The following is a 15,089-nucleotide window of genomic DNA, read 5'->3' as shown; positions in this document are numbered from 1 at the left end:
CCGGCCATCTCCACGACGTCGCGCGTTGGCGATCGTGACCGGATCCGTCCTGGGCGGCGTGATCGCGCTTATCACCAACGTCGTAACGGCCCACTGGAATTGGTGGCTCTTCGCGGGGCTGGTGATTCTGATAGGTTGCGCCGCCGGGATCGCCCTGGTCGTCGAAAGGGCAATCCCGGCGGCTCAGCATCAGCGCGCGGAGCTTGAGGAAGAAGCCTCATCCTCGGATGACGAGCCAGGCGGCGAGGCGCCGTGGGAGAAGCCGGCACCTGAAGTCGAGAACGATGACCTGCCCGAAGCGTACGTAGCCGCGGTGATCGACGCTGCCGTCGATATGCGCCGCCTGGGATACGAGGGGATCCAGACTCCGGAATTGCTGGCGGCCGCAGCCCCGGGCTATCTGGAGCAGCCGCATCGGGCGAAGGCTCCGCCGGACTGGTGTGAACGGGCACTCTCCGCCGCCGCCACATCGGCTCGCAACGGTGGCCCAGCCTTGGTGCCGACCGGTGACGGGACGATGGGGAGCTTCATCGGTTATGTCGTCCGGGACAAAGCACTGGAAACATCGAAACGACATCGCCGCACGGTCCGGCCACCGTCGACGGTGTGGGAGGCGCTGATCGAGCATGCCAACGAGCCGCGGTATCGCTGGCGGCTCGCCGAAGCCGCGAGTGCTCGCCTGCTGTACCGATATGCCGAATCGCTCTGGCAGCCTCTCGCGGAAGCCGGTGATCTTCGGGCACGCGGCTATCGCGATCATCTGCTCATCAGACGCGGCCAAATCGATGCGGTGCTGGCCTCCGGTGTCTATGGGGAGATTGCTGAGGTGGTCGTCAGAGAATTGAGCGGCTCGTCTCGTGAGGGCGAGCTGAGGCGCTTGGCGGAGGAGAACGGGGAGGTCGCCAGAGCCTACCTCCAGCAACTGCGGCGGCTGCACGGCATAGAAGGCTCGGAAAGCAGGCTCAGGCGATGGGCTGCTCAGAACTACCGCTGGGCACAACGCGCCGTCGCCGACATCGACGAGAGCCGCCAACCCGTCGACGAGAATCGAGCGCGAGCACGTCCCCAACGCCGCGTGCTGCCGCTTCAGGTCGAGGCAGCCTTGGCGTCACAGGACCTCGACGAACTGATCACCGCAATGCGAACCGCGTATGACGACGTCGACGCCGTGACTGGAGCGCGTGCAGTCGCGATCATGGTGGACGGCGGCCGTCGAAGCGACGCGATGGACATCCTTCGCAGGGCGGCGGACGGCAGGGGGCATTGGTGGGTCGACGCCACCCAGCATCTGAGCACCATGCTTCTCGAAGACCACAACGAGCAGGAACTGCGGAGCCGAGCCGACGCCGGAGACAATGACGCCGCCCGCGGATTGGCGGACCTGCTGGCCGAGGGACGCCGGTTCGACGAGCTGCGAGAACGCGCCGACCAGGGAAGCCTGTCGGCATCTCGTCGCCTCGTCGAAATGCTGGTCTCCGAGCAACGTTTCGATGAGCTCGCCGCTGAAGTCGACGCGGGCACCTACTCGGCTGCGCAGGCGTGGGTGACTGCCCTCAGCGGACAGCGGCCGGCCGGGAAGGCCGAGGTGTTGTGGAACGACCAGATCGACGAACTGTGGAAATACGGCCTACCGTGCGAGTACACCGCGACTGACATCAATCAGAACCTGATCCGGATGGACCAGATGCTGCCCCGGCAGCGAGGGCGTTGAGACATTGGGGCGGTCACCTTGACTGCGGAAGCTGCCCAGCTGAACTCGTCCCGGCGGCTCTCGGGTCGCGCCGGTGCCTTTGTGGAGATGAGTGCACCGGGCGAGCGTGCGCCGGGCTGGTAGAAAGTAAGGCATGCTCACCGACACCGGCCATTACACGATTCGGCCTGGGCGGGCCTCTGACGTGGACGACCTCGCGCGGCTGCAAGCCGCCGTTCAGCTGCAAGCGGTGACCGGCGGCGCGCCGCACGCCGGCATCGCCGCCTGGGTCGAGGATCTGCTCGACGGGCATCCCACCGTCACCCCGGACGACTTCCTGGTCGCCGAGGACACCGCGACCGGGCGGCCGGCGGCCAGCCTCGTCGCGTTGCGGCAGGAGTGGGACCTGGCCGGGGTGCGGTTGCCGGTCGTTCAGGTGGAGCTGGTCGGGACGACGCCGCAGCACCGTGGCAATCGGCTCACCGAGCGGCTCTTCGCCGCGCTGCACCAGCGGTGCGATGAGGGCGGCGTGCTGGTGCAGATGATCGAGGGGATTCCGTACTTCTACCGGCGGCTCGGCTACGAGTACGCCCTCGCCAACGACGGCGCGCCGAGCGTGCCCGCCACGGCGCTGGCAGCGGGGGAGGGGCACGCGAGCGTACGCCCGGCCGCCGTCACCGACGCGGAGGCGCTTGCGAAGATCGACCTGCGGCTCACCGAGGGGACCGCCCTGACCTGCCCGCGCGACGCCGCGACGTGGCGCTACGAGATCGCCGGGCGGCGGCCGGGCGATCTCGCCCGGCGCGAGGTCGCGGTCCTGGACGACGGCACCGGCGTACGCGGGTATCTGGTGCACAGCGCCCGGCTCTCCGGCGCCGGCGAGCTGGTGGTGTTCGCCGCGGGCTGCGCAGACCCGGGGGACTGGCCGGCGGCGGCCCGAGCCATGCTCGGCTACGCCGGAGGGCGCCATGCCGCGGCGGGGGAGTTCACCGGGCTGCGGCTGCTGCTCGACCCGGAGCATCCGCTGGCCCGCTTCGGCCCGCCCGGCGTGCCGGCCCGGCAGCGCGGCTGGTACGTCCGGATCGGCGACCCGGCCGGCCTGCTCGGCCACCTGCTGCCGGTCCTGCGCGAACGCTGGCAGGCCGCCGGCCTGCGCTGGCCCGAGCCGGCGCTGACCATCGACCTGTACGGCCGCGCCGCCCGCCTGGAGTTCACCGCCGGCGAGCTGACCGCGGTGCGGGCCGTGCCCGGCGTGGTCAGCCCGGCCACCGACCCGGCCGTCCACGCCGCGGTCCCGCCGGGGGCGCTGCCGCAGCTGGCGCTCGGCCACCGCACCGTGGCGCAGGTGCTGGACACCTGGCCGGACTTCCTGCTGCGCGACCGGCTCACCGAGCAATTCCTGACCGCCGCGTTCCCGAGGGTCCCGGTACGGGTGTGGCCCCGGAACTGACCCGGTAAGGGTTGCGGCTGGGGTGCCGATAGGTATCAGGTGACGGTCGAGGGGGAACAGCGGCGGCTCGCCGAGCTGCACGACTACCAGCTGCTCGACACCCCGCCGCAGGAGGAGCTGGAGGCGGTGGTCCGGGTCGCGGCCGCGATCGCCGGCGTGCCGACCGCCACCCTCAACCTGATCGACGACCGGCGGCAGTGGCAGCTGACCACGGTCGGCTTCCCGGGTCAGGACTGCGACCGCGAGGACGCGATGTGCGCGGTGCACCTGAAGGCCGGCCGGTTCGTGCACGTGCCGGACGCCCGCCTCGACCCGGACTATTGGGCCAACCCGTGGGTGACCGGCGTGCTGGGCTCGATCGTGTTCTACGCGTCGGCGCCGCTGATCACCCCGAACGGTGCCGTGCTGGGCACGCTCTGCGTCTTCGACGCCGAGCCGCGGGAGCTGACCGCGGAGCAGATCAGCCGCCTGGAGGACCTCGCCGGCATCATCGTGGCGTTCTTCGAGCGGCGCCGGCACGCCCGGCTCACCGCCGAGCTGGCCGCCGAGACCGAGGCGCGCCAGCAGTGGACCGAGACGGTGCTGGACACCGTCGACGTGGCGGTGATCGCCGTCGACCCGGGATATCAGGTCACCATGTTCAACCGGGCCGCCCACGATCTGCACGACCCGGAAGAGATCGCCCTGTACGAACCGGACGGCGAGACCCCGGTGCCGGCCGACCGGGTCCCGCTGGCCGTGGCGCTGCGCGGCGAGGGGCCGGTGACCGGCCGGGAGCTGGCGATCCGGTGGCCGGGTCACGAGCCGCGCCGGGTCCGGGCGAACGCCCGCGCGCTGGAGTCCGGCGACGGTGCGGTGCTCGGCGCCGTGGTCGCGGTGCAGGACGTGACCGCCGAGTGGTCCCGCCATCGCCTGATCGAGCAGGCCCGGGAACGGCTCGCGGCGGCGAACGCGGACCTGCGCCGCTCCAACGCCGACCTGACGAACTTCGCCGGCGCGGTCAGCCACGACCTGGTCGCCCCGCTCGCCGCGGTCGGCGGCTACCTGGACCTGCTCGCCGACGACGTGGACGAGTCGGCCCGCGGCTGGGTGGAGGCGGCGGCCCGGACGGTCGGCCGGATGCGGGAGCTGATCGAGGCGCTGCTCGACCACTCCCGGGCCGGCAGCGCACCGGTGCGGCGCGTACCCGTACCCCTCAGTGATCTTGTTGGTCAGGTGGTGCTGGACCTGCGTGCCGAGATCGAGGCGGCCGGGGCGCGCGTCAGCGTGCCCGGCCGGCTGCCGGTGCTCTGCTGCGACCCGGGGCTGGTCCGCCAGCTGCTGCGGAGCCTGATCGCGAACGCCCTGAAAGGGCGGCCGAGCCGGATCGAGGTCCGCGCCGAGGGCGACGCGGTGTCGATCAGCGACGACGGCGACGCGTCGCCCGCGGGGGACCGCGACCAGGTGCGGGGCATCGGCCTGTCCAGCTGCGTGCGCATCGTCGACCGGCACGGTGGCGCCATCCGGACGACGGAGAACACCGACGGTGGGACGACCGTCGTCTTCACGCTGCCGGAGCCGGTCGATGACTGATGTGCGGGAACAGCGGCGGCTCGCGGCACTGCACGAGTACCGCCTGCTCGACTCGCCGGCCGGCGACGAACTCGAGGCGGTGGTCCGGGTGGCCGCCGCGGTCGCCCGGGTGCCCACCGCCACGCTGAACCTGATCGACGAGACGCGGCAGTGCCAGCTGACCACGGTCGGCTTCCCCGGCGGTGACTCGGCGCGGGAGGACTCGATGTGCGCGATCCGCTTCGAGACCGGGCAGTTCACCTACCTGCCGGACGCCCGCCTGGACCCCACCTACCGGGACAACCCGTGGGTCACCGGGGCCCTCGCCGAGGTGCGCTTCTACGCCTCGGCGCCGCTGGTCACCCCGGACGGGCACGCGCTCGGCTCGCTGTGCGTCTTCCACACCGAGCCGCACACCCTCGACGACCGGCAGATCGCCCGGCTCAAGGACCTGGCCGGGATCATCCTGGCGCTGTTCGAGCGGCGCCGGCAGGCCCGCCTCAACCGGGAGCTGGCCGCGGTCGCCGAGGCCCGCCGGCGGTGGACCGACACCCTGCTGGAGACCATCGACGTCGGCGTGGTGGCCTGCGATCAGGACGGCCGGCTCACCCTGTTCAACCGGGCCGCCCGGCAGTGGCACGGGCTGGACGCCGACCCGGCGGCCGACCCGTGGGACTTCTCCGGCCGCTACCGGCTGTACGAGACCGACGGCCGCACCCGCCTGACCCCGGACCGGGTCCCGCTGCTGCGCGCCCTGCGGGAAGGCACCGTCACCGGCGCCGAGATCATCATCCGCCCGCAGGACGGCGACCCGGTGCACGTCGTGGTCAGCGGCCGTGCCCTCGCCGGCCCGGACGGCACCCCGATGGGCGCCGTCGTCGCGATGACCGACGTGACCCGTGACCGGGCCCAGCAGCGGCTGATCGACCAGGCCCGGCGGGAGCTGGCCGCGGCCAACGAGGAGCTGCGCCGGTCCAACGCCGACCTGAGCAACTTCGCCGGCGCGGTCAGCCACGACCTGGTCGCCCCGCTCGGCGCGGTCGGCGGCTATCTGGAGCTGCTGGCCGACGAGGTCACCGGCGACGCCCGGGACTACGTTGACGCGGCCAGTCGCGCGGTCCGGCGGATGTGCGACCTGATCGCCGCCCTGCTCGGTTACGCCCGGGCCGGAAGCGCCCCGGTGTGCCGGCAACGGGCCGACCTCGGCGAGATCCTCGACCACGTGCTCACCGACCTGCGCGAGGCGATCGACGAGGCGCGGGCGCGGGTCAGCGTGCCGCGGCCGCTGCCGCTGCTCTCCTGCGACCCGGTGCTGGCCCGGCAGCTGCTGCAGAACCTGATCGCGAACGCGGTCAAGTACCGGCATCCGGACCGGCCCTGCCGGGTCACGGTGACCGCCGACGGCGACGAGATCCGGGTCGCCGACAACGGGCTGGGCATCCCGCCGGAGCAGCGGGAGCGGGTCTTCGACATGTTCACCCGGCTCGACGACACGCCCGCGTCCGGGCACGGCATCGGACTCTCCAGCTGCCTGCGCATCGTCGAACGGCACGGCGGCGCCATCCGGGTGGAGGAGAACCCGGGAGGCGGAACAGCGGTCGTCTTCTCGCTCCCGCATTGACGGGCGTCGGTGGTCCGCATAACTTACGAGTGAACACCGAAAGTTACGCGCTCCTCTCCCTCCAAGGAGTCACCTTGAGAAAGACCGTGGCTGTCCTCGCCACCTCAGCCCTGCTCGCCCTCGCCGGTCAGACCCCACCGGCCAGCGCCGGCGGCCACCACGACGGCAAGACCCTGCGATCGGCAGCGCCCCGAGACTTGCGGATCGGCACCGCGGTGGCCGGCGGCGGCCACCACGTCGACCAGCCCTACCCGGACCCGTTCACCTACGACCGGCCCTACCGCAAGGTCCTGGCCGCCGAGTTCAACTCGGTCTCGCCGGAGAACCAGATGAAGTGGGAGTTCATCCACCCCGAGCGGCACCGCTACAACTTCGGCCCGGCCGACGCGATCGTGAAGTTCGCCCGCCAGCACAAGCAGGTCGTGCGCGGGCACACCCTGCTCTGGCACAGCCAGAACCCGGACTGGCTCACCGAGGGCACCTTCACCAAGGCCGAGCTGCGCTCGATCCTGAAGAGCCACATCTACACGGTGGTCGGCCGTTACCGCGGGCAGATCCACCAGTGGGACGTGGCGAACGAGATCTTCAACGAGAACGGGGAGTACCGGCAGGAGAACATCTTCATCCGCGAGCTCGGGCCGGGCATCGTCGCCGACGCGTTCCGCTGGGCGCACCAGGCCGACCCGAAGGCGCAGCTGTTCCTCAACGACTACGGCGTGGACTGGCCGGGCGCCAAGGTGGACGCCTACGAGGCGCTCGCCAAGGAGCTGCTGGCGGCCCGGGTGCCGCTGCACGGCTTCGCCTCCCAGGCGCACCTGAGCATGCGTTACGGCGCGCCCGACCAGCTGGCCAGCGTCCTGCAGCGCTTCGACGACCTCGGGCTGTACACCGCGATCACCGAGCTCGACGTGCGGATGGACCTGCCGGAGGGCGGCGAGCCGACCGCCGAGCAGTTGCAGACCCAGGCCCGCTACTACCGCACGGTGCTGGACGCCTGCCTGGCCGTCGACGACTGCAACTCGTTCACCATCTGGGGCTTCACCGACAAGTACTCGTGGGTGCCGGTGTTCTTCCCGGCCGAGGGCGCCGCGACCGTGATGTGGGACGACTTCACCCGCAAGCCGGCCTACTACACGCTGCGCGAAGGCCTGCGCCAGGCCCGCTGAGACGACGCCGGGCCGCAGCGAAAGCTGCGGCCCGGCATCGTCTGCGCTTGTCGGATCAGAACAGCGGGGTACGGCCCTTGTAGCCGCTGGAGATGCGTACGCCGTTGTACAGCGCCTTGCCGCGGCCCCGGAAGAGCACCAGGTTGCCGGTGGACGCCTGCACCGCCACCAGGTCGGTGTAACCGTCCCGGTCGAAGTCGCCGATCCCGGTCCAGTCACGGTAACCCCGCGTCGTACCGATCTTGTAGCGGGCCTTGAAGCCGGTGCCCCTGCCCGGGTAGAGGTACATCACCCGGGTACTGGTGTGCACCACCGCCAGGTCCTGGTAACCGTCGCGGTTGAAGTCGCCCACCCCGGCGAACTCGCCGCGGTTGTTCCAGTTGCCCTTCGCCAGCAGCTTGCGCTTGCCGAACTTGGCGCCCTTCTTGCCCGGGTAGAGGTAGACGTTGCCGTTGCTGGTCTGCGAGGCCAGCATGTCGGGGTAGCCGTCCCGGTTGAAGTCACCGACCGAGGTGATCTCGCGCAGGTGCTTCATGTTGTCGTAGAGCTTCTTGCGCTTGCCGAGCTTGCCGTTGCTCGCGCCCGGGTAGAAGTACATCTTCCCGGCGGTGGTCCGGCTGATCAGGTCGGTGAAGCCGTCCCGGTTGAGGTCCATCCGGATCAGCGCGTCGACGCCGCCGAAGCCGCTGCCGACCTTGGTGCGGGCGTCCTCGCTGACCACCGTGCCGTTGCCCGGGTAGACGTAGAGGTTGCCGGTCTTGCGGGTCCGCGCCACCACGTCGGACCAGCCGTTGCGGGTCCAGTCACCGAGCCGCGCCGAGGGCAGCCGGGCGTAGTCGACGAAGTTGCTGTCGATGTTGATGGTGAAGCCGCCCCAGGTCTCCTTGTGCGGCCCGCCGTACTGCTTCATCCGCCGCTGCGGGGTCCAGTACGACGCCGGGATCGACTTGTCGTTGACCGTGACGACGTTGTCCCAGCGGGCGAAGTCCACGTAGTCGGGGCGCACGTACCCCGGCTTGTTGTAGACCGCGACCTGGTCCGCGATGCCCGAGCTCACGCTGCTGTAGTAACCGGAGAAGTAGCCGTAGTCGTGCAACCGGGCGGTCCACGCCGACATGAACGCCAGCACGCCGGCCTCGCAGGCGGCGTCGTTGGTCTTGTACGCCTCCATGTCGTAGATCAGCACGCTCTCCGGCGACAGCCCGAGCTTCTTGGCCTGGGTGACCGCGTCGTCGGCGGCGGCCCGGCCCTGCGTGGCGGCCCGGGTGTTGTCGATCAGGTTGCGCTTGGTGGCGGTGGTGCAGCTGGCCTGCGGGCCCACGTAGATCGGCAGGAGCCGCCAGCCGCGGCCGATCTGCTCCTTGACCCACGCGGCGGTCAGGTTCGCCTGCGTGCAGCCGCGCGACGCGCCGCCGAAGTAGATGCCGATGCCCCGGTACGGCGACTTGAGCCAGGCCTTCATCGCGTCGCTCGACGGGGCGGTGCACGCGTCGAACGCGTACCCCCGGAAGGTGCCCGGCTGCGGCGGCAGGGTGCTGGCGGCGGTCGCGTTCCCGTTCACCAGAGCGAGCGGGGCGACGCACAGTGCGGCGACGATTGCTCCGAGTAGTCGCTTCCGGTACTTGAGGATCCGACGGGGATGGAGCCGGTGACGCCCGGGCTTGGGCGTTGCATTCATTTGTGGGACCTATCGTCGGCAACCGGGAGCCCATCGAGGGAAGCAGACCTCTAGCGTCCTGTACAGGACCATTCGGCCGATAGATGATCGTCCGAACGGCGTTCCCGTCGCCCGTTCCCGGGCACCGGCAAATCTGCGAAAGCGCCATAACGCGCTAATCAGCCGCATAGGTTGCAGGGGGTGATTGTCGGACTGACGCTGCGCCTGCTCACGGTGGCCGCCCTGCTCGGCGCCGCCGCCGCTGTCGGCCTGCCCCTCGGCCAGCAGCCGGCCGCTGCCGCGCCGACCACCTGCGCCGCGCCCGTCTCCCTGGTCAACGGGGACTTCGAGACGCCGGTCGTCAACGTCACCGACGCCACCAAGGGCGCCTACGTCATCACGGCGCAGACCAACGTCCCCGGCTGGCAGACCACCGCCACCGACAAGAAGATCGAGATCTGGCGGCAGCCGTTCAACCAGGTCTACGCCGCCTCCGGCACCCAGCACGCCGAACTCAACGCCAACCAGGTCTCCACCCTCTACCAGGACGTGGCCACCACCGGCGGGCAGACCCTGCGCTGGGAGCTCAAGCACCGCGGCCGCGCCGGCATCGACACCATGGCGCTGCTCATCGGCGCGCCCGGCGGCGCCCTGGTCAGCCAGGGCCAGTACGCCGACGGCAGGACCGCCTGGGGCACCTGGTCCGGCTTCTACACCGTGCCGAACGGGCAGAGCACCACCCGGTTCGCCTTCGAGTCGGTCTCCGCGGCCGGCGGCAGCCAGGGCCTGGGCAACTTCCTCGACGCCATCTCCTTCGGCACCTCCGCCTGCCTGCTCGCCACCACCACGGTCAGCGGCACCGCGGCCGACGTCGGCGACGTGCTCACCTACACGGTCACCGCCCGCAACGACGGCGGCAACCCGGCCCAGCTCAGCGTGCTCGCCGACGACCTGCCGGCCGGCACCACCCTGGTGCCCGGCTCGATCCGCTCGATCAGCGGGACGGCCACCACCACGATCAGCGACGCGGCGGACGGCGACACCGGCGAGTACGACGCGGCCACCCGTACCGTGCGGGTCCGCGCCGGCACCGGCGCGACCGCCGCGTCCGGCGGCGTGATCGCGGTCGGCGACTCCCGCAGCATCACCTATCAGGCACGGGTCACCAGCGCGGCGGCCGCCTCCACGATCAGCAACGACGCGACCGCCGCCTACACCGACGCGCTCACCGGCAGCCGGCCGGTCGCCGTCTCCACCACGGTCAGCACCGCCGTCGGCGCGGCCGCCGACCTGGCGGTCTCCGCCGTGATCACCGCGCCCGGGGTGATCGCCGGCGGCACCGCCACCGCCGTCGTCACCGCCCGCAACACCGGCCCGAACACCGCCACCGGCACCCAGCTCACCGCGGTGGCGCCGGCCGGCATCACCGGGGTCACCGCCACCTCCCCGGAAGGCCCCTGCACCACGGCCGGCTCCACGGTGCGCTGCGACGCCGGCGCCCTCGCACCCGGCGCCACCGCCACCATGACCGTCACCGGCGGGCTCTCCGCCGCCGCCCCACCAGGTTTGCAGGCCAGCCTCACCGCCTCGGTAGCCGCCACCACCTTCGAGATCAACCAGTCCGACAACGCCACCTCGGTCAGCGGCGCGGTCACCGCCCTGGCCGACCTCGGCGTCACCATGACCAACACGCCCGGTGTGGCCGGCGCGCCGATCACCTACACCGCCACCATCACCAACCGGGGCCCCTCGGTGGCCCGCGGCATCGTCCTGACCGACCCGGTGCCGGCCACCGCCACCTTCTCCAGCGCCTCGGTCGCCGGCGGCGCCTGCGCCCTGACCGCCACCGGCACCGTCGAGTGCACGGTGCCCGACCTCAATCCCGGCGACACCGCCACGGTCAGCGTGACGATGGTGCTCACCTCCACCGCGATCAACAACGCGGTCTCGGTCACCGCGGCCACCCCGGACCCGGACGCGGCCGACAACAACTTCTCGGTGCAGTCGGCCGGCACCGCGGTCGCCGACGTCGGCGTCTCACTCCGCCTCGGCGCGACCAGCGCGTACGCCGGCGACCCCGTGCCCTACACCCTGACCGTCACCAACCACGGCCCGTCCGCGGCCACCAACGTCACCTTCAACACCGTCGTCCCGCCCGGCGTCACCATCCTGCGCGACCCGCAGTTCTGCACCGCCAACGCCTGCACCCTGCCGCTGCTGCCGGCCGGCGCCTCGGTGCCGCTCTCCGGCCAGGCCCGGATCGGCCCGGACGCCACCGCCGGCCCCGGCCGGGCCAGCACCACCATCATCTCACCGACCACCGACACCAACGCGGCAAACGACACCGACACGGTCACCTTCACCATCGACCTCAGCGCCGACCTGGACATCGCGCAGACGCTCACCAACCCGGGCGACGCCACCGCACTGGTCGCCGGGCAGACCGTCGACGGCGCGGTCACCGTCACCAACAACGGCCGGACCCGCGCCGAGGGCGTCGTGGTGCGCCAGGCCATCCCGGCCGGGCGGCCGGTGCCGGCCGCGAGCCCGGAATGCGCCTTCCAGGGCGCCGGGGTGCCCGGCGGGATCACCGCGGACGGCGGCGCCTACGTCTGCACCCGGCCCACCCTCGCCACCGGCGGGACCTGGCGACTCGACTTCACCGGGGTGCTGCTGTCCACCGGCTACAGCGACACCGTCTACACCCGCACCGCGGTGGTCTTCGCGACCACCGCCGACCCGGTCGCCGCCAACGACTCGGTCACCACCACCCGCGCCGTGGAGCGCCGCGCCGACCTGCGGATCACCGAGACCACCAGCACCCCGGCCGTGGTGCAGACCGAGGACGCCCGGTTCCGGGTGGCGGTGCGCAACCTCGGCCCGTCCGACGCGGCCGACGTGGTGATCCGCCTCGGCGCCGGCGGCGGCCTGCTGATCACCGGCGGCGCGCCGGTCGCCGGCGCCGGCGACTACGACCCGGCCACCGTGGCCTGGACCCTGACCAGCCTGACCGCCGGCGGCACCGCGGAACTCGACCTCACCGCGGTCGCCCAGCACGCCGGCACCCTCACCACCTCGGCCCGGCTGCACACCTCCGGCAGCATCGACACCGACGCGTCCAACGACGACGCCACGGTCAGCGTCCAGGCCGACGCCGCCGAGCCCGCACTGCACCTGACCGTCCACCCCACCGTGACCGGGCCCGGCGACCTCAACGGCGTCGAGGCCGGCGGCCGCATCGACTACAGCTACACGGTCGTCAACACCGGCAACCTGACGATGACCGCGCTCACCGTCACCGGCACCCGCGGCGGGGCCGCCACCTGCGGCGCCGCCGGCCTGGCGCCGGGCGCCGGCACCTCCTGCACGGCCGGTGGGCACACCGTCGGCCAGCCGGACATCGACGCGGCCGCGCCGATCGTCGACACGGTCCGCGCGTTCGCGGTCACCTCCGCCGCCCACGACCCGGTCCGCTTCGCCGAGGTCAGCACCAGCGTGCCGGTGGCGGTCGCGCACCCGTCGCTGACCGTCGCGGTGACCCCGGTGGTGACACCGGCCGAACACCAGCACGCCGCGGCCACCGGCGACCGGATCGGCTACACCTACCGGGTCACCAACAACGGCACGGCCACCATGACGGCGATCGCGCTCACCGTCACCCGGGCCACCGGCGCCTCCTGCCCGCAGTCGTCGCTCGCCGTCGGCGACGCGATGACCTGCACCGTCGCCCCCGGCGACCGGTACACGGTGACCCAGGCCGACGTGGACGCCGCCCAGCCGGTCACCGCCGCCGCCTCGGTCACCGCCACCGGCACCGGGATCGGCTACGCGTTCGGGCCGTTCACCGCCGGGGTCCCGGTCGCCGCCGCCGCGCCCGCGCTCACCCTCGCCGTCACCCCCTCGCGGACCGCGCCCGCCGGGGCCGGCGACACCATCGGCTACTCCTACCGGGTCACCAACACCGGCAACGTGACGCTCAGCGCGCTCGCCGTCGCCGACACCCGGGCCGGCGCGGTCACCTGCGCGCCCGGCGACCTGGCCGTGGCCGCCAGCCGCGTCTGCACGGCGGCCACCCCGTACACGGTGACGCAGGCCGACGTGGACGCCGGCGCGGCGATCGCCGGCGACGCGGTGGTCACCGCCACCGGGCCTGCGCCGGCCGGCCTGCCGGTCACCGCCCAGGACTCGGTGCCGGTTCCGGTGGTCGCGGCGGCGCCCGCGCTGGGTCTCGCCGGCATCGCGACGGTCACCCCGGGGCAGCGGCAGGGCGCGGCGGCGGCCGGCGACGCGGTGATCTTCCACTACACGGTCACCAACACCGGCAACGTGACCATGCAGGACGTCAGCGTCACCGACCCGCTGGCCGGGCCGGTGAGCTGCCCGCGGACGACCCTGCCCGCCACCACCGACATGGTCTGCGCCACCGGCCCGTACCGGGTCACCCAGGACGACATCGACACCGGCGGCCCGTTGACGACCACCGCCGAGACCCGCGGCCGGGCCCCCGCCGCCACCGCCCCGGCCGGCTACGGCACGGAGACCGTCACCGTCGGGCTGGCCGCCCCGGAGACCGCCCTGACCCTCACCCTCGATGCGGTGGTGACCCCGCCGGAGGCCGCCGCCGGCGTCGAGGAGGGCGACGAGATCGGCTACCGCTACACCGTCGCCAACACCGGCAACACCACGGTCGAGCGGGTCGGCGTGACCGACGACCGGCTCGGCGAGGCCGGCTGCCCCCAGCGCACCCTCGCGGTGGGGGAGTCGGTGACCTGCGCGTCCACCCGCACCCACACCGTCGATGCGGACGACGTCGACGCCGGCCGGCCGATCGAGAACAGCGCCACCGCGTACGGGCGGCGCCCCGGCACCACCACCGACGTCCGGTTCGGCCCGGCGCACGGCCAGGTCCCGCTGCGCATCGCCGCCCCCGCGCTGACCGTCGCGGTGGCCGCCGACGTCGACCCGGACGCCCACCAGCACGCGGTCCGCGCCGGCGACACCATCCGCTACCGCTATCGGGTCACCAACAACGGCAACGCGACGATGTCCGCGGTGGCCGTCACCGACGCCCCGGCCGGCCCGGTCACCTGCCCGCAGACGGTGCTGCACGTGCGCGCCGGCATGACCTGCACCGCCACCCGGCCGGTCCCGGTCACCCAGGCCGACGTCGACGCGGACCGGCCGGTCACCAACCAGGCGTACGTCACCGGCACCCCACCCGCCCCGGCCGCCGCCCGCCGCTTCGGCCCGTTCACCGCGCGCGTGCCCGTGGTCGCCGCCGCAGCCGCCCTGCGGATGAGCGTGACCGCCGCGGTCACCCCGTCCGCGCACCGCGCCGCGGTCGAGGCGGGCGACGAGATCCGCTACCGGTACACGATCACCAACACCGGCAACGTCACGGTCGGGGACCTGGTGGCGCGCGACTCGCGTACCGGAACCGCGACCTGCACCGCCACCACCCTCGGCCCGGACGCGTCGGTGACGTGCGTGTCCGCCGCGTACCGCGTCGCCCAGGCCGACCTGGACGCCGGCCGCCGGATCGCCACCACCGTCGCGGCCACCGCGACCCGCCGCGGCGGCGCCCCGGTCGAGGCCCGGACCACCGTCGTCGGCGTGCCGGTCGCCGCGGCCGCGCCCCGCCTCACCGCCCGGCAGAGGGCCGCCTGGACCGACACCGACGGCGACGGGGTGCTCGGCGTCCGCGACGACGTCGTCTCCACCGTGGTCGTCACCAACACCGGCAACGTCACCGTGACCGGGCTGACCGTCACCGGCCTGCCGGCCGCGGTCACCTGTGCCCGCCACACCGTCGCCCCCGGCGAACAGGTTCGCTGCGTCTCCGCCGTCTACCGGCTGACCGGCCACGACATCGCCGCCGGGCACCGCACCGCCGAGGCGTTCGCCACCGGCGCCGCCCTCGGCAGCCGGCACCGGCCGGTGCGCGCCGCCGCCGC

7 protein-coding genes are annotated in these 15,089 nt (G+C 72.7%); 6 read left to right on the top strand and 1 reads right to left on the bottom strand.

What is annotated here, in order from left to right; all coding sequences use genetic code 11:
• Positions 1 to 25 precede the first annotated feature (25 nt).
• The 5 genes from AB0F81_RS14260 to AB0F81_RS14240 all read left to right on the top strand — a co-directional run bounded on the left by AB0F81_RS14260 (position 26) and on the right by AB0F81_RS14240 (position 7,478).
• Positions 26 to 1,711: a hypothetical protein gene (locus AB0F81_RS14260; protein WP_360196276.1), complete on the top strand. Its 1,686-nt coding sequence runs from the start codon at positions 26 to 28 to the stop codon at positions 1,709 to 1,711.
• A 133-nt stretch (positions 1,712 to 1,844) separates the two neighbouring features.
• Complete coding sequence (locus AB0F81_RS14255; protein WP_360196273.1) at positions 1,845 to 3,140, top strand: GNAT family N-acetyltransferase; 1,296 nt, start codon at positions 1,845 to 1,847, stop codon at positions 3,138 to 3,140.
• 39 nt (positions 3,141 to 3,179) lie between these two features.
• Positions 3,180 to 4,712 carry an ATP-binding protein gene (locus tag AB0F81_RS14250; RefSeq protein ID WP_360196270.1) on the top strand — a complete coding sequence of 511 codons (1,533 nt, stop codon included), beginning with the start codon at positions 3,180 to 3,182 and terminating at the stop codon, positions 4,710 to 4,712.
• A complete protein-coding gene (locus tag AB0F81_RS14245) occupies positions 4,705 to 6,312 on the top strand; it encodes an ATP-binding protein (protein ID WP_360196267.1) in 1,608 nt (535 codons plus the stop codon). The genes AB0F81_RS14250 and AB0F81_RS14245 overlap by 8 nt, the downstream gene beginning before the upstream one ends.
• A gap of 74 nt (positions 6,313 to 6,386) precedes the next feature.
• A complete protein-coding gene (locus AB0F81_RS14240; protein ID WP_360196264.1) occupies positions 6,387 to 7,478 on the top strand; it encodes an endo-1,4-beta-xylanase in 1,092 nt (363 codons plus the stop codon).
• Positions 7,479 to 7,533: 55 nt separating this feature from the next.
• Here AB0F81_RS14240 and AB0F81_RS14235 read toward each other — a convergent pair whose 3' ends face one another.
• Complete coding sequence (locus AB0F81_RS14235; protein WP_360196261.1) at positions 7,534 to 9,039, bottom strand: glycoside hydrolase domain-containing protein; 1,506 nt, start codon at positions 9,037 to 9,039, stop codon at positions 7,534 to 7,536.
• A 297-nt stretch (positions 9,040 to 9,336) separates the two neighbouring features.
• On the opposite strand from AB0F81_RS14235, the gene AB0F81_RS14230 reads away from it, so the two are divergent.
• The coding region (locus tag AB0F81_RS14230; RefSeq protein WP_360196258.1) for a hypothetical protein at positions 9,337 to 15,089 on the top strand (5,753 nt) is incomplete at its 3' end.

The organism is Actinoplanes sp. NPDC024001, assembly GCF_040638955.1.
GTDB lineage: Bacteria > Actinomycetota > Actinomycetes > Mycobacteriales > Micromonosporaceae > Actinoplanes.
Note: the sequence above shows the minus strand (reverse complement) of the source record. Positions and strands in the feature narration are given on the sequence as shown.